Raw genomic sequence first — 19,524 nt, forward strand, 5'->3', positions numbered from 1 at the left:
ATCACTGTTCAACAGGTAAGAAATTCCCTACAATAATCCCTACAATTCTAGGATCTTCATCATACGAAAGAAAAATATCTCGATATTTTGGATTGATAGAAACTAACCGTAAACCCTGTTCTTCCTGGTAAACTCTTTTAATGTATGTCTGATTATTACAGACTACTGCATATACTGCACCATCATAATCAAACCCTGTTTCACGAATGAGAGCCACAGAGCCATTTTGATATTTGGGCTCCATTGAGTCACCAGAAATCCATGAGGCAAAGTCATGGGCTAGTTCTTCATCAAAATAGACAGTATCATAGTTTTGATCGTTGTACACCGATGAACCGATACCAGCAGACATTTGTTCGTAAACATGGTATTCGTATAGTTTTTCTGACATTGAAACAATGTTCTTACATTTTTCTTTTTGAACTAGTCCTCTGACATAACTAAGTGCATTATTCTTACCTTCATCCGATAAAGTATTATATAGTCGGATGATTTCGACCTCTGTAAAATAACCTTTTGGAACATTTAGAATCTGCTCCAAAAGCTTTATTTTTACTCTAGATGGTTGTTTTATTCCACGCTCCCATGCAGAATAGGCCTGGTAGGTAATACCTAATTGATCTGCAATATCTTTTTGAGTCATTTTTAGCTCTTTTCTACGAGCTTTTAGTTTTTCTGGTTGGTACATCATTTACCTCACATTAACAATAATTTCAATTCAGCTTTTTGTTTTGCTTCTTTGTCTGTTAGCTTATTTTTATCCCAAACATAAGCTATTGATTTTCCTCTATCATAAATAAGCCATACTTTTAAATTGTCACAGTAAGTCTTTATTGTTTTCCAATTCTCTTGATCTAGAAGTTCTGGATACTCTTGGCTAGTAACAAAGGCTCTTTTGTTCATAGATTGCTCTATCCTTGTAATAAGAGAAGCTTGATAGTTATTAAACTCTTTAATAATTTGTTCTTTGACACTGTGAAATAGAAGAAGGAGTGTAGCATTTTGTCCTTCTATATATTCCTCAATAGCTTGCTTAATGAATCCTTCTTTCCCAGGATAATATTCTCGTAAAAGATCTAAGAGGCGAAAAAACAGTGCTTGTTTTGAAACATCCAGGCTATTTTGAATATGTTGAAAGGTGTCGCAACTATAATAAATCTTAGACAGCAAAACAATGTCAGGCATTAATACTACAGCAGAGAAAATATTTGCTTCTCGCTCTAGTAGGCTCTCTTGATTATCAATAGATTCAGCAAAATAAGTGCCTTCATGCTTAAGTATGAAATGCCCCAGTTCGTGACACAGAGTAAAATTCTGCTTTACAATCGGATTATCCTTTTCATAAGAAAAACTAATACCTAATTCATCAATAACAGTCAATCCTTCAATTTTATGATTTGAGAAGTGGTGACTAATCACTTGAATCTGAGATTTTTGAATACAATGTTGAAAGAAGTAATTGAAATTATAGTTAAGTAATGAAATATCATTATCTTTCATGTACTGGTATAACACATGTTTTGTAGACTTACTTATTCTTGTATACAATTCATCCAAAGAATGATACCTCCTTTAAGTATAAATTACAAAACTAAACTAATTTGGTTGAGTTTATTATATAAAAAAAGTGGACAGATGTCCACTACAGTCTTAGAAACCAACTGCTATCTAAAAATAATTTGTTACACTTGAATCTGACTTAAAGATGTGTTAAATTCTACCCGCTACTAATTGAAAAATTTCTTCATCAGTTCGATGATCTTCCGGATTCGCAGAGAAATAAAAACTTAGATTTGTATCATCTTTATATTTGTTGTAGAGTGTTGGTCTCAATGTCTCAGCCTTATTACTATTTTCAATGCTCCTGGTATTGTTTCGACCATTTCTTCTTCCATTTCGTTGGACATCATAGCAGTAAATTGCATTTGGATCGTTACCTTCGCATCTTCCCCCTTGAATTTGACGTAGTTGCTCATCCTTTTCGACTACTTTTTCTTCTGGAATAAATCTTGCAAAAATATTCGAAAAATCATTAAAAATATCTCTCCCTATCCCTTGGTTATCGATATTAAAAAAATCACAAAATTCTTTTGCTGTGTGAAAATGAACATCATAAAAATCAGCATACGCATAAATTGAGCTTTCAATCTCATCTGCTTTTATAAATTCTAACTTAACCTGTGCAAACTTACTAGGTTTTCGTTCTGCTTCACTATATGTTTTTAAGATTACAATGTATCGGTGATTGTTATAATTAAATAGAAAGCTATCAATCACCCAACCCTTTGTTCTCATACTATTAAGCAATTTGGGTAAATTATTAAATCTAATATTAGTCATAACTATACTCCTTTTAAATTTATATTTTTAATACTAACTCTTTTGAATCTCAAAAAAATCTGTTATACTCACTGCATTTCCCAAAGAATTAGATATCATATCTTTCTCCCATTGAATAATAGTTCCTGTACTTCCACCCAATTCTTTAGTTACTTGTACTTTGGTTAATCCACGTTCAAGTCTCAACTCTTTTATTTCCGTAGAAAATTAATTTCCCTTACTAAACGCTTTCTTCCGTTTTTCCATAAATTCAATCAATTCTTTTTTAAAGATTTCTTTTTCTTCATCGGTTAAGCCTTTTGAATTCATACGGAAAAGCAATTCAATATTATCTAGTTCATCTGATTTTTCTTCTGAGTTTCCTACTAAATAGTCAACTGACACATTTAAAATTTGTGCTATCTTAACAAGATTGTCTTGTGTTGGTTTTTTTACTCCTCGCTCCCATGAAGCATATGCCTGTTGGGAGATATTTAGTTTTTCAGCTATTTGAGCTTGTGTTAGTTTTACTTGTTTCCTTAGTGTTTTCAAGCGTTCTGCGAATTCCATATGTGACCTCAAAAAATTATTTTAAAATTTTGCAGAAAATCGTTGACATTTACAACTAGTGGTTGTATAATATAAACAACAACTGATAGTTGTATAGCGATTGAAAATAATAACCTTATCTTCAAGGCTAAATCACGATCATTGACAATTAAATAAAAAGTGCGTCTGACAACCAGAGGACTGATCATCAGAACTACACATAAACTTCGTACCTTTATTGTAAATGTTTTGATACTAAAAGTCAAGTCCGTTTTATGGTTGAAGTGAAGATATAAAACAAGATTCAATTCTTGTGGGCTTCCACGCATTTCGGACTTTCGCACTTTTCCGAATAGTAAAGTGAACTAGCTTCGCCAAAGGGCGTAAGAGAATCTTATGGGTATGATAATGACTACCTAAAGAGATTGGCTGGGAAAGCGATGGTAATTGACGCAAAGCACCTTGCTAAACGTTGCCACCGTGGAAAGAGGAATCTTTCCAACCAAATAACTTTTCTTTACTGCTGTCTATCTAATTAGATAGACCTACTCTCAAGCTACTAAGTTCTTTCCTTTTTTCACTTAGTAGCTTTTTTACTTATTACAATAAAGGAGAATGATATGACAAATTTTTTTCGCATTACAATGTAAACGACTCTATGATAATTACGAATTTACCTATGGCATGTTTAGTGAATCTGATAAACTACAGGCTAAACTTTATGCTCAAGCTCAAATTGATTTAGACCATCTCGCAGATGATGCTCGTAGAAATGGCTATGCTCATGGGGATATTCAATTCTATAGTCGTATGTTTAAACGCAAACTTTTTACACACTATTACTCAAGAGTGAAGCAACTAGCTTAGCTCTTTTTATTTTACACTCTGAAAGGAAAATCTTATGATCTCAGAAACACTTAAAATGAAACCAGAATTTATTGGCCCTGCTTACTATGAACGTTTAGGAAATGCTCCGAAATTTATTTTTGGAAAAGAAGGTAAATACCAACGTCACATTCTAAATAGTGCAGAGCACGGTGCCTTTCATGTCATTACACCAGCCTCTACAACAGTCTTTCCAGAAGATTCTCTAGTAGAAGCGGTTAACCCAATCTTTTTCCCGGACACTGCTTTAAATGGCAATACTGTTGCACCTTATCTTAATGTATTTGCGGAAAAATTGGTAATTAAAAAATAAGAAATTAAAGGAGAAAATCACATGGCTAAAATTGGATTAAACTACGGAGAAAAACTACAAATTGCTGACAAGACTTATCGTGTTATTACAGACGGGTTAGATGTCCCAGCTGTCCTTGGAAAACTGACTTTCCGAGGTGTTGAAGGTCCTGATATCATCTTTGAAGTGGATCGCTCACAACGGAATCCTGATGGATCGTTTGTACAAGTCAATACAGGTGAGATCCGTGGAATTGTTGTAGGGATTCATTCTTCTGTCCAGCACGAAACACTCTTTTTCACTATCGCAGATATGTCTGAGTCTGAAATTGAAGATTTAGGCATTAAATACCGAGAAGAAGTTGAACTGGAAGATATTGTTATTACGCATACTCATGTCAATCGTAATGATATCTATAAGCTCTTTGCTTCTAAAATCAAGAAAAAAGCTGGAAGTGCACCAACTAAAGAAAACAAACCAGTAGAAAATAAGAAGGAGAACTAGGAGGTGATTCAGGATGAAACTCTTTACCTATCGTGGAAAAAGAGTTCGAGTTTTTCATCGTAAACTAAAGGGAATCACATGGTTTATCTGGTGGTTTCCTTTTTTGTTGGCTATTAGTTTCTACAGCTACTTACATTTAGAAGAATTAAAAGTCCATCCCTTACCTCAAGGATATTTTCTAGGAGCTGGATTTATCTTTTCTTTGATCTTATCTTGGTTTATTAATCGTGTTTGCTACAGGAAGGTACTTTTTTTTCAAAAGCTCAATAGTCTTCGAATCCTATCTCGTTTCTTGCTAGAAAATAACCTCTATCTCGTTAAAAAGGTTAAACGTGAAAACAAGATCATTGAAAAAATCACCTTACCTCAAGTGTATGTCAAACAGTCTCGCTACAAGATTGAAGTGAGCTTCATTCTAGAAGGCAATAAGTTCCAAGATCGCTTTTTAAATCTAGGAGCTACGCTTGAAGTCATGTTTAACGGGGACTTTCGCAATAAAACCTTTGATAATCGCTTTATCAAATATGAAATTGCTATTAACCGAATTGATAGCAGGATCACCATTAATGAAGTAACAGTCAAGGGATCCAAACTCCAGCTCATGAAAGATGTATCTTGGGATTATATTGAAGAACCTCATCTTCTCATCGGCGGTGGAACAGGTGGAGGAAAAACAGTTGTTCTCATGACCATAATTTATGCATTAGCTAAAATTGGCTTTGTCGATATCTGTGACCCAAAGAATTCGGACCTTGCTGGATTAAAGAAAATTCCAGTCTTTCATGGCCGTGTTTATACTAGTAAGGAAGATATCATCAACTGTTTTAAAGAGAATGTAGAGTTCATGGAAAAACGCTATGAAAGGATGTCCACTTCGCCAAAATTCCAAGCTGGAAAGAACTTTACTCACTATGACATGAAACCAAAATTCATTCTTGTAGACGAGTGGGCAGCTCTTATGGCAAAGATTGACCGTGACTATAGCCAACAGTCCGAACTGATGGAATATCTCTCTCAGTTAGTTTTAGAAGGTCGTCAAGCTGGAGTCTTTATCATCTTTGCTATGCAACGGCCCGATGGGGAATTTATCAAAACTGCTCTTCGGGATAACTTTATGAAGCGTCTTTCCGTCGGTCATTTAGAATCAACAGGATATGACATGATGTTTGGAGATGCTAATAAAACCAAAGAGTTCAAAAAGTTGGATGAAATCAATGGAGTTAAGGTCAAAGGACGGGGCTATATCGCAAACAACGGTGAGCTGGCTGGTGAGTTTTTCTCTCCCTATGTACCACTCGATCAAGGTTTTTCCTTCTATGATGCCTACTCTAAAATTTCGATTATGGAGTTTGAAGGAGAAGAATTCTCAGTATTTGAGGAATATAAACCACCAGTTGAAACAATTGATCCTATAGAGGAAGAGAAGACTATAGAAAACGAATCAAACAAGAGACCACTCAAAGAATTCGCAGACGAACAAAATCTTAAAATGCCAACCTTACGCAAGATTATCTATCTCTTAACAGAACAAGGGATCATCTTTGAACGGACTGTATCCGCTATTCTAGTGGATCCTTTTCAAGAAAAACTTCTTCTTGAAATCCTCGCTCAATTTGAAGAGGGAGGACGCAGGTCTTATCCAAAAGCAGTTGAAGCGACGATTGTTCATCATGGGCTAGGACAAGGGCAAGGGCAAGCCTGACCGCAGGTCAGGCGCAGACCGTAGCCCGAAGTTTCTAGGCCATGATGAAACTTCAACCCCCGTTTTCTAATAGGGGGGTTACAATTGGCAAAAACGCCAAGTCCACCCCTCCTCATTCCTTATGGGAGTTGAGTTTTCAATTTTTATGAAGTGTGTCACTTTCGTCAAAAAAGTGTGTCACTTTGTTAGAAAGAGGTGTTGCGATGAATGGACAAAATTAGTCCTTTTCATATTAAGAATTTCAGAAAACAAACAGGACTTAGTCAAAAAGCATTTGCACAAGCTGTTAATCTACCTACAAGAACCTACCGCTCTTATGAAACAGGCGAAAGAGGACTGACGATTGATAAGTTTAGAGAACTTAAAGAAAAACTTGGTTACTATCAAGATTGCGATAAAAACAGTCTTCGAGCTCAAATTGACTATCTACGATTGACATTTCCTAGATTAAAGGATTTAGATGCTTTCTGTGAAAACTTCCTTCACTGCCACCTTAGCGAATTTACAGATCAAGAAACCCGTCTCATGAATTATACCCACTTATGGCAACGAGGGAACATCTGGATTTTTGATTTCTTTGATAAGTCTGTGACCAATGATTACCAAACTTGTCTTCAACTATCTGGACAAGGATGCCGTGAGTTGGAATTGCTTCTAGAAGACAAGGGAATCACTTGGCAGATCTTTCTTCAAAACATTCTTTATTCCTATGAAGACGTTCGGGTGAAGCGACTCGATATCGCTCTAGATGAACTATATAAGGGATATGGTCACGAGGACGAACAAATTCAAATTCCCAAATTGATTGATAAACTCTATTCCAAAGAGATTGTCCTAGACACGATCAAGAAATGGAATATCACGGGTGGTGGATCTTTCACAGATAATGAAGACATGGAAGCTAATCACGGCTTGTCCATTTATTTTGGGAGCCGTCAAAGTCAACTCTACTTCAACTTTTATGAAAAGCGCTATGAAATTGCTCGGATGGAAAACATCTCCTTGGACGAATCCTTGGAGATTTTTGGTATCTGGAATCGCTATGAACTCCGCTTTTCAGATCAGAAAGCTCAAGGAGTTGTAGAGGAATACATCAATGGTGTAGATCTCGGAGAAATCGCTAGAGGCATCGTCAATAAAGAAATCCAAGTCTATGATGGTGTTACTCGTTTTGGAGCTTATAAACCTGATGAAAAGTGGCAACGTCTCTTTGGAGGCGTCGAACCCTTAAAGCTCTCAACTAACCCACAGCCTTACAGTATTGAGCGAACGATTCGCTGGCTGACCTATCAAGTTGCTAACTCCCTTGCACTAGTCACTGAAGCGGACAAGATCCTCCAAACAGAATACATGAAAATGATTCAGAATAGCGGAGAGATCACTGATCGAGGAAAAGCCATGTTACGACTTCTCAAAGCCAATAAACACTATGAACACTAGAAAGGAAAAACTATATGGAATACAAAGTTCAAATCAATTCACTAGAAAACTTTAAAGCTTGGTCTGGTGGACTAACCACCTTGAACACTGTCCGTGAACGTGGTGGAGTAGATACTCTAACCGTCATTTGTGAGGATATCTTCTCTGGCGATACTCCAACAGAAGGACAAATCAATGACTGGCTCTGGTTTGATTCAGATTTTATCTACCAAGCTCTAGGCTACGATGATCTGCTTGAGGCTTCTTGAGATGTTAAAGAAGATTTATCAAGCAGACTTTCTGCTTCTTCCAGAACAAGAATTCTGGAGTATGTATATCCTCTTACGAAAGGGCAAAGACTTCTACTACGAATGCGCTGGCAGATGTACAGAAGATCTTCCAGATAGTAGAGGGTTCTATAACTATGAACATGCCTGTTTCACGCTAGATGGTCAAGTGTTGAGCGTAAATAAAAAAATGCGCCCCTCACTCATTACTTATATCCAAAAGACCATCAAAGACAATCAAGAAAAATTTAGAAAGGAAATTGAAATGGCCACTAAAACTATTTTTGAAAAGAAAGTCTCTCAAGTCACGAATGAACTGGGAGAATTACTTAAAAAGAAAGATCACAGAGAGGCTTGGACCAAGGCTGGAGAATTAAATAGTCTCCTAAAAAAAGAAGAAGCCAAAGACCTAAAGCCTGACCTGATCGAAAAACTCCAAACTGAGCTACGAGGCTACTATTACATTAATGGTGAGATCGAAAAAGCCAATAAGCGCCTTTATGCAAAAGGATCAAAGCTCATTGAGCTTGCTGGTCTCTAAAGGAGGATCTATGGATAAAGCTAAACGCTACTTGCTTCAAGCGAAAGAATATCTTTCACACTTTAAAAAGGTGGAGAAAAAAGGAGGCCCACCAAAGCTAAAAGTCACCAATAAAAAGACCGTCAATATCGCAGTCATAGGAGGAATTTCTTTCCTCCTTTTTGTTGGTTTCTTGGGATCTATCCGTGCTATCACACTCTCAAATAAGGTAAGTACACTACAAGCCCAAGTAGAATCCACCCAAAAGCAACAGACACAGCCTATGGAGTCGAGTAGAAAATATGACTATAAACTCCAGTATTACTTGAATGACTACGTCTATGCCTATTTCACTCTTCCACAAGAAAGCGATAAACAAAAAGCTCAAGTTGACTACTTAAATAAATTTTACAATTTCATCCCTGATGTAAAATCTCAAGGGCAAGTTCGAAATCCCAGCTCACTTGTCTATTCTCAGTTAGTGACTGTAGAAGGGAAAGTTGCGACCTATAAGGTTAAATACAAGGAAAGCATCCATCGGGATAACAACACAGAAGAAAAAGAAATTGTGACAGGTTTCAATATTCCTTTTGATGAAAAAGATGGAAAATATTACGTTTCTGGCCTTCCTTGGTTTTCTGCCATTGAATCCTCACAAGCTGGACACTTTAGCGAAGATGATAAGCTCCAACTCACTGCCAATGATCATTTTTCAGACAGCGAGCGAAAGAAAGTAGAGAAATTCCTCAAGATTTTCTTTACCAACTACACCACAAGCCAAGATAATCTTAATCTGATTGCTAAAAATGTGGATATCATCTCAAATAGCACTTTCAAAACGATCGACTACACTTATCTTAAACAGGACGGTAATGATCTAATTGCTTATGTCCAAGCTACTTTTGAAGTTGGAGGCACCACTCACTCAGAAAACTTCACCTTTACTCTCTCAGAAAAAGAAAAGACCTACTATGTCTCAAAACTTGAACACACCATTCCACTAAATTATGCAAATGATAAAGAATAGGAGAACTCTATGAATACAAACAATCTACGAACCTTCCTTCAGGGAGATGGAATTTGGATCCTAACAGCCATTGCCGTTCTCTTAGCGATCAAGGCTTGGCGGAATAGCTCTTGGCTTCAACTATTTTCAGTCGTTGGTTTCTATGCCGTTATTGTTTCGATTGCGAAAGGACAAGATATCCTAAAAGCAGTCGGCTGGTTCCTACGACTCTTCGGTATTGAATCAGGACTCTAAGTATGAATGAAGAAAGACTTTATGATTACAGTAAGGGCCTAAATGCTCCTTATTGGATCCAAGAAATTAAGACAAAAAAGGGCACTCGACTATGGTACTTTGCGACACCTATGCAGTTGTCCTTTTTCATTGTTTTTATCATCGTCTTTGTGGCCATGTTACTCTTTGGAGTATTTATCTTTGTGCCACTCGCAAAAATCACTCATTCAATTTCTCTCTTGCTCTATTGGTATCTCCCTTACAAATTGGCCAAATTCTATACGGAATATGAGCCTCACGGTAAGAAGATGCACGTCTTTATTGGAGATTACCTGATTTACTTTTGGGACTTTAAGATCAATAAAAAAGCTATCTACCATGAAGATCGGATAGAGCCTGTAGAAGAAATTGTCTTTGAAAAAACAAATCTATAGAAAAGGAGGACCTATGAGTATTACTTTAACCTATCCTATTAGGGAAACACATGAAAACCTAGCTCTCAAAAAAGATCAAACCGTCGTTGCTTATTATCGTATTCCAAACACTCCTATCACGATTACGGATGATGAAAAAAAGGGCAAACACAAAATCACTGTTGCTCAAATGATGAAGAAGCTCCAGAAAAACAAGTTCTTTGAAATATCTCTGATCCCTAAAGACTATCTTTTAGAGGAGAAAATGCGGGACTTTTCAGATGCTCTAGCAGATGACAGCCGAGAACTAGGAGAAGAACTTCTTCTTTACACGGTGGATCGTCTAACGGATGAAATGGAAATTCCTTATCAGTTTGACTGGGTCGTTGGAGTGACCTTGCGCAAACAAAATCACGGAGCTACCGTCAAAGACTTGGCCTATGAGAGCTTTAATGAACTCACTGAAAAAATCGCAAAAGGCCTCGGCTATGAATATGAATTAAGTCCCACTTGGTATGAAGACTATAAAAGTGATGAATTCACTATTTTTCAAGCCTTCTCTGTCCTTCGGGCAAAACGGTTATCTAATGAAGAACTCTTTTATTACCAGCGGATGCAGTACCTTCGCTATATCCCTCACTACAAGAAGGAGGTGCTCGCTAATCGTGCTCAATTCAATATCACAGATACCTTGATCAAAGTCCTAAAAGGTGGCTTTCTTAAGCTAGAAAGCCCTTATGGATCTTCTTTTGTGACTATTCTTCCGGTTGGTAAATTTCCTGTTCAATTCAATGGTTTTCATCTTGGCGAATTTATCCAACGCTTAAACTTTCCCGTTGAGCTACGAATCAAGGCAGAATTCATTGATACCAACAAGATCAAGGGACAAATGGGACGATCGAATACACGTTACAGAAACATCATGGAAGAGGCAGAAAACACCGATACTGTCCAACAAGATGAGATCATTATGGGTTCCATCTCCCTAAAGGACTTAATGAAGAAAGTCGGAAACAAGGAAGATATCATCGAATATGGAGCCTATCTGATTATCTCTGCTTCAAGTGTGAATCAGCTCCGTCAAAGACGACAAGTGGTTTTGAACTACTTTGATGATATGGGAGTCGAAATTAGTGAAGCCTCTCAAGACGGACCTTATCTCTTTCAAGCTCTGCTTTATGGAGAAAACCTCCAAAAGAAATCTCGCACCTGGACACATATGGTCACAGCTCGTGGCTTTTCAGAACTCATGCCTTTTACCAATACCTCTTCTGGAAACCGTATCGGTTGGTATATCGGCCGAGTAGATAACTGGACAGGCCGTTGGGACAATATCGCTAAAGCTATTGATTCCTCAAAGAACATTGTTCTCTACAATGCGACAGTAGGAAATAAAGAAGATATCGCTGGAAAGATTACCAAGAACCCACACATCATTATTACGGGGGCAACAGGTCAAGGAAAATCCTTTCTTGCTCAGATCATCTTTTTAAGCGTGGCTTTACAAAATGTTAAAACACTTTATATTGACCCTAAACGTGAACTTAGAAATCACTACCAAGAAGTGATCAACTCACCTGAATTCGCACGTCTCTATCCTGAACGCAAGAAACAGATTGAGAACTTTAACTTTGTGACGCTGGATAGCTCACTACCATCCAACCACGGAGTTTTAGATCCTATTGTCGTTCTAGATAAAGAACAAGCTGTAGAGGTCGCAAAAAACATGCTTGAGTTTCTACTACAAGCCGTAGATGATGTCACAATGGACCAGAAAACAGCTATCACAGAAGCTATTAATGCGATTGTAGAAAAACGAGTCGCTGGTGAGAAAGTCGGCTTTAAGCACGTCCTAAAAGTGCTGAGAGACTCTACCTCCTCTGAAATTGCTTCGGTTGGTCGATATCTGACTTCAATTGTGACGAATTCTATCTTAGAACTAGCCTTTTCAGATGGGACTACTCAAGGGCTTAACTACGAGTCACGAGTAACTATCCTAGAGGTCAATAACCTCAAACTACCAAAAGACGATTCCACAAAGATTTCAGATCACGAACGCAACTCTATTACCCTCATGTTTGCGCTGGGTGCTTTCTGTACTCACTTTGGAGAACGAAATGAAAATGAAGATACTATTGAGTTCTTTGATGAAGCATGGATTCTTATGAAGTCCGCAGAAGGAAAAGCCGTTATCAAAAATATGCGTCGGATTGGACGCTCCAAAAACAATACCTTGGCACTGATTACTCAATCTGTACATGATGCAGAAAATGACGATGATACAACGGGATTTGGGACTATCTTTGCTTTCTATGAAAAGTCTGAACGAGAAGATATCTTAAAACATGTCAATCTCGAAGTCACTGAAAGCAATCTCGAATGGATTGACAATATGATCTCTGGTCAATGCCTATACTATGACGTGTATGGCAATCTCAATATGATTTCCGTACACAACATCTTTGAAGATATTGATATGCTTCTAAAACCAATGAAAGCTACGGTATCATCAAGCCTTGAAAATAAATACGCTAGTTAGGAGGTGAACCCATGCAAGAAGCTTTTGACAAACTAAGGGGAGTTGATATCTTCTCTCTCAAGTCTTACATGGAGCCTACTGGGTTCGCTTCCTTTAACGGGGCTTGGGTTCTGATTAATGAGCTTTTCGTCAACTTCTTCTTTTTCATTCTAAACGCAGTGGTGGGCTTCTTTTCTTTGCTGATTCGAATTCTTGAAAAAATTGATCTCTACTCTAGCTATAAGAACTATGTATTTAATGGAGCAATGAATATCTGGAAAGGATTTATCGGTTCAAATGGAAGTGGAGTTGCCAAGAACTCACTTGTTTCAATGTTGCTTCTGATCTTAGCTTTCTACCTTTTTTACCAATATTTCTTTTCCAAAGGATCCTTTTCAAGAACACTCCTTCATGTTTTTCTAGTTCTCATCCTTGGCTTTGGTTACTTTGGAACAGTTGCAGGGACCTCTGGTGGTCTTTATCTGCTTGATACAATCAATAATGTCTCTAAAGAGGTCACTAAAAATATCACTCATATTAAAGTAGAATATGGAAAAAATAAGACGATCAAAATCGGTGATTCCATGGCAGATAGTTATATAGCAGAAACCTCTTATAAAGCCTATGTCTTTGTCAATACTGGCCAAGAAAATGGTAAATATAAGAATAGCCAAAATGGAAAACAAGAAACTTTTGACGATAGTAAGGTATTAGGAACAGGCGATAAAAATGGAAACTTTACAGCGGTTAAATCCAAAGACCGTTCTAAATATCTAGATGAACTAGGCAATGGAGCTAATGAAGATGGCGAAAAGAACCGTTGGGTTTCGGCAATGCCTGATTTCATCTTTACTCGTATGTTTTATGTCATTTTTAAAATTTTTGACGCTTTTGTATTAGCAATACCAGTTATTTTGATTCAAATGTTAAATGTCATTGCTCAGACACTCGTTCTGATGATGATCCTGCTCTTTCCAATTGTGCTATTAATGTCTTTTGTGCCAAGAATGCAGGATCTGATTTTTGGAGTCTTGAAAGTCATGTTTGGTGGGTTACTTTTCCCAGCTATCACAAGTCTATTAACTCTATTAGTTTTCTATATTGAGAAAATGATCGAAAACATTATCATTACAGGCTTTGATGGCATTCTTAAAACACTCCCATCCTTGATTATCTTTGGCCTTGTTTTTAAACTACTCATTTCAGTCGTCTCAAAGGGACTCGTATATTTCTTTCTATGGAAATACAAAGCTGAACTGATCCAATTCATTCTTGGATCCAAAGCTCGAATGGTTGCGAATGATATTGGAAACAAAGTTGAAAAAGGGGTCACAAAGACCAGAGAGGTAGCTTCACAAGTACCATCTAGAAGCCTTTCATCTGCTCAACATCTTGGGAATTTTGCCTTAGCAGGTGCTGGTTTCGGAGCCGGAATGGTGATGAATGCCAAAAGTCACTTCCAAAATGTCGGATCTTTCTTTACCAATAAGGGATCAGAGCACCAACCTGATGAAGTGCTCCCAGCAGAAACACTTGAGACTCCGATAAGTCCAGATGCTCCAGAACCAAGCATTCCGAAAACAAAGCAAACGCTAGAAGGGATTAAACCAGTTGAAGAAAAAATACCACCAACTCCTTCAATGGAATCTGCAATCACAGTAGAGCCAACACCAAGTTCAAACGAGGAATTTCAAACTCTTAAAGAAGAGTGGATTTCTCCATTTAAACAGCTCCGCATTAATAGTATTGAGCACAAATTAGAGGAATATAAAGATCCTCAAGCCATGTACAAAGCCCAAGGATCCAATGCCTTCACTCGTGCTTATAGGAAAACCATGACACGAGATGATAAATTGAGAACCAATATTGAACGAAGAGACCGATTAACAGAACGCTTAAGACAACTTAGAGGAGAATGATATGAATACCAAGATACGCTCAAGAACTGCTTTTCCAAGAGTTCTTGAAGAAACTCTTTATCAAGCCTACCAAGAAGGAAAACGCTCAGTCGATTTCCTTCTTTTGTTTCCAGTATCAGAACAAGAAAGAGACAAAATCATCTTACAGGCTAAGTCCTATTCAGTCGTTTTAGATGCAAAATGGCGTTTTGGGACTGTTCTGTTCACTGCTTATATAAGACATTAACTAGAAAGGAGATTCGATGAAAAAACTAAAATGGTTTCTATTAGCCGGTCTCATTCCTCTCTTTCTACCGGTCCTCATCATCATTATCCTTATGGGGGCTGTCGGAGGTGGTGGAACGAATGGCTCACCTCAATCCCAAAATGGAGTGACTTATGCGGATCACTGGTCAGATGGAGATCCCTATACTCACAACCTACTGGTTCATCGCTTCGGTATTACAGCAGAGCAATTAGACGGCTTTTTAGATACGTTAGGAATCTCCTATGATAAGAACCGAATTAATGGAAAAAAGCTCCTCGAATGGGAAGCTAAATCTAATCTTGATGTCCGTGGAATCGTTGCGATCGCACTGAATGAAAGTTCCCTTGGAACTGCTGGGGTAGCCACTAATCCTGGAGCCAATATGTTTGGTTTTGGGGCTTATGATTCCAATCCAGAATATGCCAATAACTTTAATGACGAGGTTGCGGTTGTCGGACTAACCCAACAAACCATCATTGGAAATAAAAACCAAACCTTCAAAATTCAAGATGACAAGGCTAAAAAGTTTGCGAATGGTACTCTAAATCCTTCTACCGATGGTGGTGTTTATTTCACAGATACTACAGGATCCGGAAAAAGACGTGCAGAAACCATGCAAAAACTGGATGCCTTCATTGATGAACATGGAGGAACTCCAAAAGCTCCTGAACAAACTACAGGAAAAACTAGAGATGGTGGAGGAGTAACTTCAAACGATATCCCTGTTGGCTACAGTCTAACAACAGCTATTGACACTACTGGCTATATCACAAGCACTTATCCATGGGGACAATGTACCTGGTATGTCTTCAACCGTGGAAAACAAGTCGGAGTCAACTTTGATCCATTTATGGGAAATGGTGGACAATGGATGAATAAACCAGGCTTTACAACAACCCACACACCAACAGAGCACTCTGCTCTATCATTTAGCCCTGGACAAGCTGGAGCTGATCCAATATACGGACACATTTCATTTGTGGAACAGGTCAAATCAGATGGTTCAATTCTCGTCTCAGAGTGTAATGTAAAAGGGTTAGGAATAATTAGTTACCGCACATTTGATGCAGAAACTGCCAAACAATTTACCTATGTTATTGGACATTAGAAAGGATAATTATATGGATGCACTACAACAAGTAAAACTAGATAAAATTGAAAATCTTCTTCAAGTATTGGTGAACCTTCTTGACAAAAAAAGCAACTCCAATCACTTGGAAATTATAACTCAAAAAGAAGTTCTAAAAGAATTGAATATATCACCTAACACGCTGAAGAGTTGGGAAAGAAAAGGACTAGCTCGTCTGGAACCACCTATTGAAGGAACGAGAACAGTCTACTATAAACGGCAAGACATCATTAAATTTCTATCAACTTAATAGTAAAGCAGGAATGCAACAAACAACTCAGGAATATGCTAAAATAAAATCATCTTAAAAGAAGGTGAGGGTCTTATTTTAGTCTTTTAAATATCCGAATTAAGAGGCAATATGAATAAAGAAACCATTCAACACAACAATAAAAAAGTTATAAAAACTACCAAGCAGAACGGTGAAATAAGCTATTCAATCAAAGGTGTTTATATCGGAACAGATATTAAGACTGGTAAGCGAATTACAAGAACAATCACTGCTAAAACATTAAAAGCTTTAGATAGAAAAATTGTTGAATCCAAAATTCAATTTGAAAAATCTGGGTCAACTATTAAAGAAACTATCCAAATTGGTAATTTTGAAAGTTTAGCTGAATTTTGGTTTAGCCATTTTAAAACTTGGGTATCTTCGCAAAACACAATAAACCGTGTTCGAGGGTACTTAGATACTTACATCATTCCACAATTTGGCAATTATAAACCTGAGCAGATCGAAGCATCAGATATTCAATTATGGCTAAATCGATTAGTAAAAAAAGCCAAACAAGCAATTGAATCTGGAAAAAAACGTGCCCCGAAAGGCAGTGCAAAAGATTTTGGTGCAATGGCACATAAAATGAGTGATATTTTTGATTTTGGAATAACAAATTGCGGTTTGAAAACCAATCCTGCAAAGACAATCAAGATACCACCAAAACCCAAAGCCATTAAAGAACGTATCATGGTCCTTCATGATGAGGATTTAAAACTTTGGCTAGCTTACCTTGACACACTACCAAACACGAGAGCAAATCGGCGGTTTAAAATCATTTGTAATACATTACTGGCTTCAGCACTACGAATCAATGAACTATTAGCTTTAGAAATTACTGATCTTGATTTTGAAACTAATGAAATCATTGTCAATAAAACTTTAATGTGGAAAAGTGCTAATAAAAAATTGAACCAAAAAGGAGGGATTATTTGTAAGAATTCTCCTAAAACTGATGCCGGTAATCGTAGAGTTGCTGTTCCGATATCAACTTTAGAAGGACTAAGGGAATTTCATCAAGAAATGAATCTCTATTTTAAAGAACATCATTTACCAAGATCCAAATTGATATTTCCTACGATTTATGGAAATTATATGTGTGATAGAAATGAGCGTGCAACTCTAAAAAAACGACTTATCGAATTGGGACTACCAAATTATGGGTTTCACCTATTCCGACATACACATGCCTCTATGATGCTCAATGCCGGAACTAACTGGAAAGAGCTACAACATAGGATGGGACATAAGTCTATTACCACAACTATGGATACATATGCTGAACTAGCACCAAAGAAAAAATTCGAAGCAGTTGATATTTTTCTGGATAAATTACAAGAACTCACAGATTAATACAATCACTACCTTTATCACTACCTTTTTTCTTCAAAAACCTATACTCCTTGATATGACAAGGGGTACAGGCCGATTATTTAACCCTTACAGAAGTTAAGTAAGCATTCAATACGAATCAATACAGAAGAAAAACGCTTGATTAGCGTTTTTTCTTTTTGTTAATTTCAGTACATTGCAATAAAAATCATTCGAATCACTACCTTTTTCACTACCTTTTTTTGAAATAAGAATATTGATTCAGACGATTAAAAGCAAGAGAAACCTCATAATGAAGTTTCTCTTTTTTTATATTTTCATTCCTAAAAATTTTTGAAATAGAGTAATCTTTTCTAAAATTTTTGGAATCCAAAACGCAGTTCAATAATATGCACTATTTTTTCTTGAACAAGCGAATGTAATCCTGTTTGCTATGAATAATATCTGATACAAAGACAGCTTTTCTATCCTCTAAAATATGATAGAAGGCTAGGTAATCGCCTAAAATGATGCATCTGGTTTTGTGGGGTGGGTATATAATCCCTCCTACTCTTTCATCAGCATCAAATCCTGCTTCCGGAAAAACTTCAAGACGCTCCAAACCATAAAGAATATTCTTAACTGTGTTTGCTCCTGCCTGTTCTGAAAAGTAGTTAGCTGAGATATAATCTTTAATACCTCTTAGCTGTTCTTGTACCGTTTCAGAGATAATAAGGCTATATGAGTTCTCGTTAAATTCCAAGGTTAGCCCTCACTTCATCAAGGCTGTAAGTCCTTCCATGTTCTAAATCCTCAAAGCTACGGGCAATTTCGGCACGCAATCCTAATAGAAGTTCTTCTCTTTCTTTGTCTACTTGAGTTTCAAATGGCAAGGCTTTATTTTCTACAATGTGTTCTAAAAACAAGTTAAAACTAGCTGTCATATCAAGATTTTGCGCTGTGATAATAGCTTTAGCTTTCTCTAACAAGTCTCTGTTAGTCTTAAAGTTTACCTGTGTGTTTTTTTCTAAAACATTCATAGTAGTATCTCCTTTTAGACTATTATATCACTTTAAACTATACAGGTCTAGTCGCGTATAGATACTTATAGCTGTATGCTTAAAAGCTATTGTAAAATGTAAAAAAGCACTAAGGGAGAGCGTCCCAAAGTGCTTAATATCAAGGCTCTAAAGCCTATCTTATTCAATAAAATATTACAACATCTTGTTGTAGAATTCAACGACAAGTGCTTCGTTGATTTCTGGATTGATTTCATCGCGTTCTGGCAAGCGAGTCAATGAACCTTCCAATTTTTCAGCATCGAATGATACGAATGCTGGACGTCCAAGAGTAGCTTCTACTGCTTCAAGGATAGCTGGAACTTTCAATGATTTTTCACGAACTGAGATCACTTGACCTGGAGTTACGCGGTATGATGGGATATCAACGCGTTTTCCGTCAACAAGGATGTGCCCGTGGTTTACGAATTGACGAGCTTGACGACGAGTAGTCGCAAGACCAAGACGGTAAACAACGTTATCCAAACGACGTTCCAAAAGAAGCATGAAGTTGAAACCTAGGATTCCGCCTTTGATTTTTGTAGCTTGTACGAACAAGTTACGGAATTGTTTTTCACCTACACCGTAAGTGAAACGAAGTTTTTGTTTTTCAGCCAATTGCAAACCGTATTCTGACAATTTTGAACGGTTGTTTGGTCCGTGTTGTCCTGGTACGTAGTTACGACGTGCCAATTCTTTACCTGTACCTGTAAGTGAAAGGCCAAGGCGACGAGCTTGTTTCCAAGATGGTCCTGTATAACGTGACATGTGAATGTCCTCCTGATATAAATAATATTTCGGTGGAAATAGTCACTTAGAGAGCCCTGATTCGTGCAGATGCCCTTCGCCTAAACAGCCAAGGTTACTTATCATAAGACACCTGTTGACGAGCTTCATGCTTTCCTGCTGATATTTCGCACAAAATCCATTCTACCATG

The 19,524-nt window shown here is 37.2% G+C and carries 24 protein-coding genes; 16 read left to right on the top strand and 8 right to left on the bottom strand.

Annotated elements, in window-relative coordinates:
* Position 1: 1 nt before the first annotated feature.
* The 5 genes from HMPREF1048_RS07495 to HMPREF1048_RS07510 form a co-directional block, all read right to left on the bottom strand.
* On the bottom strand, positions 2–688 hold the full coding sequence (locus HMPREF1048_RS07495; protein WP_000284678.1) for a LexA family transcriptional regulator: 687 nt from the start codon (positions 686–688) through the stop codon (positions 2–4).
* 8 nt (positions 689–696) lie between these two features.
* On the bottom strand, positions 697–1,557 hold the full coding sequence (locus HMPREF1048_RS07500; RefSeq protein WP_000344060.1) for an ImmA/IrrE family metallo-endopeptidase: 861 nt from the start codon (positions 1,555–1,557) through the stop codon (positions 697–699).
* Between the two features lie 153 nt (positions 1,558–1,710).
* Entirely contained in the window at positions 1,711–2,340 is a 630-nt protein-coding gene (locus HMPREF1048_RS07505; protein ID WP_000181942.1) for a DUF6037 family protein, read from the bottom strand.
* Between the two features lie 33 nt (positions 2,341–2,373).
* Positions 2,374–2,526, bottom strand: a complete 153-nt coding sequence (locus HMPREF1048_RS13710; protein ID WP_004248846.1) for a helix-turn-helix domain-containing protein — start codon at positions 2,524–2,526, stop codon at positions 2,374–2,376.
* A 21-nt stretch (positions 2,527–2,547) separates the two neighbouring features.
* A complete protein-coding gene (locus HMPREF1048_RS07510) occupies positions 2,548–2,889 on the bottom strand; it encodes a helix-turn-helix domain-containing protein (RefSeq protein ID WP_000393503.1) in 342 nt (113 codons plus the stop codon).
* Between the two features lie 663 nt (positions 2,890–3,552).
* Here HMPREF1048_RS07510 and HMPREF1048_RS0102375 point away from each other — a divergent pair.
* The 16 genes from HMPREF1048_RS0102375 (at position 3,553) to HMPREF1048_RS07585 (ending at position 17,570) form a co-directional block, all read left to right on the top strand.
* A complete protein-coding gene (locus tag HMPREF1048_RS0102375) occupies positions 3,553–3,735 on the top strand; it encodes a hypothetical protein (protein ID WP_000490640.1) in 183 nt (60 codons plus the stop codon).
* A gap of 34 nt (positions 3,736–3,769) precedes the next feature.
* A complete protein-coding gene (locus HMPREF1048_RS07515; RefSeq protein ID WP_000622652.1) occupies positions 3,770–4,066 on the top strand; it encodes a hypothetical protein in 297 nt (98 codons plus the stop codon).
* A gap of 21 nt (positions 4,067–4,087) precedes the next feature.
* Positions 4,088–4,549, top strand: coding sequence for a hypothetical protein (locus HMPREF1048_RS07520; RefSeq protein WP_001062573.1), 462 nt, complete (start codon positions 4,088–4,090; stop codon positions 4,547–4,549).
* 13 nt (positions 4,550–4,562) lie between these two features.
* Entirely contained in the window at positions 4,563–6,251 is a 1,689-nt protein-coding gene (locus tag HMPREF1048_RS07525) for an FtsK/SpoIIIE domain-containing protein (RefSeq protein WP_000765652.1), read from the top strand.
* A 207-nt stretch (positions 6,252–6,458) separates the two neighbouring features.
* Positions 6,459–7,691, top strand: coding sequence for a replication initiation factor domain-containing protein (locus HMPREF1048_RS07530; RefSeq protein ID WP_000357951.1), 1,233 nt, complete (start codon positions 6,459–6,461; stop codon positions 7,689–7,691).
* 14 nt (positions 7,692–7,705) lie between these two features.
* Positions 7,706–7,939, top strand: coding sequence for a hypothetical protein (locus HMPREF1048_RS07535; protein WP_000456042.1), 234 nt, complete (start codon positions 7,706–7,708; stop codon positions 7,937–7,939).
* 1 nt (position 7,940) lies between these two features.
* Positions 7,941–8,498, top strand: coding sequence for a hypothetical protein (locus HMPREF1048_RS07540; RefSeq protein WP_000914001.1), 558 nt, complete (start codon positions 7,941–7,943; stop codon positions 8,496–8,498).
* Between the two features lie 10 nt (positions 8,499–8,508).
* Entirely contained in the window at positions 8,509–9,504 is a 996-nt protein-coding gene (locus tag HMPREF1048_RS07545) for a conjugal transfer protein (RefSeq protein WP_000356392.1), read from the top strand.
* A 9-nt stretch (positions 9,505–9,513) separates the two neighbouring features.
* Positions 9,514–9,738, top strand: coding sequence for a TcpD family membrane protein (locus HMPREF1048_RS07550; RefSeq protein ID WP_001095596.1), 225 nt, complete (start codon positions 9,514–9,516; stop codon positions 9,736–9,738).
* Positions 9,739–9,740: 2 nt separating this feature from the next.
* A complete protein-coding gene (locus HMPREF1048_RS07555) occupies positions 9,741–10,151 on the top strand; it encodes a conjugal transfer protein (protein ID WP_001001540.1) in 411 nt (136 codons plus the stop codon).
* 13 nt (positions 10,152–10,164) lie between these two features.
* Complete coding sequence (locus tag HMPREF1048_RS07560) at positions 10,165–12,669, top strand: ATP-binding protein (RefSeq protein WP_000028962.1); 2,505 nt, start codon at positions 10,165–10,167, stop codon at positions 12,667–12,669.
* A gap of 11 nt (positions 12,670–12,680) precedes the next feature.
* Complete coding sequence (locus HMPREF1048_RS07565) at positions 12,681–14,567, top strand: phage tail family protein (RefSeq protein WP_001154545.1); 1,887 nt, start codon at positions 12,681–12,683, stop codon at positions 14,565–14,567.
* Between the two features lies 1 nt (position 14,568).
* Positions 14,569–14,793 (top strand): hypothetical protein, encoded by a 225-nt coding sequence (locus HMPREF1048_RS07570; protein ID WP_001092961.1) that lies wholly within the window; start codon positions 14,569–14,571, stop codon positions 14,791–14,793.
* 16 nt (positions 14,794–14,809) lie between these two features.
* On the top strand, positions 14,810–15,922 hold the full coding sequence (locus HMPREF1048_RS07575) for a CHAP domain-containing protein (protein ID WP_000734464.1): 1,113 nt from the start codon (positions 14,810–14,812) through the stop codon (positions 15,920–15,922).
* A 13-nt stretch (positions 15,923–15,935) separates the two neighbouring features.
* Positions 15,936–16,193 carry a MerR family transcriptional regulator gene (locus HMPREF1048_RS07580; RefSeq protein ID WP_000339502.1) on the top strand — a complete coding sequence of 86 codons (258 nt, stop codon included), beginning with the start codon at positions 15,936–15,938 and terminating at the stop codon, positions 16,191–16,193.
* Between the two features lie 111 nt (positions 16,194–16,304).
* Positions 16,305–17,570 (top strand): tyrosine-type recombinase/integrase, encoded by a 1,266-nt coding sequence (locus HMPREF1048_RS07585; protein ID WP_001031496.1) that lies wholly within the window; start codon positions 16,305–16,307, stop codon positions 17,568–17,570.
* A 373-nt stretch (positions 17,571–17,943) separates the two neighbouring features.
* Here the strand turns inward: HMPREF1048_RS07585 and HMPREF1048_RS07590 are convergent, their stop codons facing one another.
* The 3 genes from HMPREF1048_RS07590 to rpsD form a co-directional block, all read right to left on the bottom strand.
* Positions 17,944–18,291: a type II toxin-antitoxin system RelE/ParE family toxin gene (locus HMPREF1048_RS07590; protein WP_000395514.1), complete on the bottom strand. Its 348-nt coding sequence runs from the start codon at positions 18,289–18,291 to the stop codon at positions 17,944–17,946.
* Entirely contained in the window at positions 18,281–18,568 is a 288-nt protein-coding gene (gene relB / locus HMPREF1048_RS07595) for a type II toxin-antitoxin system RelB/ParD family antitoxin (protein WP_001101477.1), read from the bottom strand. The genes HMPREF1048_RS07590 and relB overlap by 11 nt, the downstream gene beginning before the upstream one ends.
* Positions 18,569–18,742: 174 nt before the next feature.
* The gene (gene rpsD, locus HMPREF1048_RS07600; protein ID WP_000092756.1) at positions 18,743–19,354 is read right to left on the bottom strand and encodes a 30S ribosomal protein S4; all 612 of its coding nucleotides are present in this window, start codon (positions 19,352–19,354) and stop codon (positions 18,743–18,745) included.
* Positions 19,355–19,524 lie beyond the last annotated feature (170 nt).

This window comes from Streptococcus mitis SK575 (assembly GCF_000257865.1).
GTDB lineage: Bacteria > Bacillota > Bacilli > Lactobacillales > Streptococcaceae > Streptococcus > Streptococcus mitis_CQ.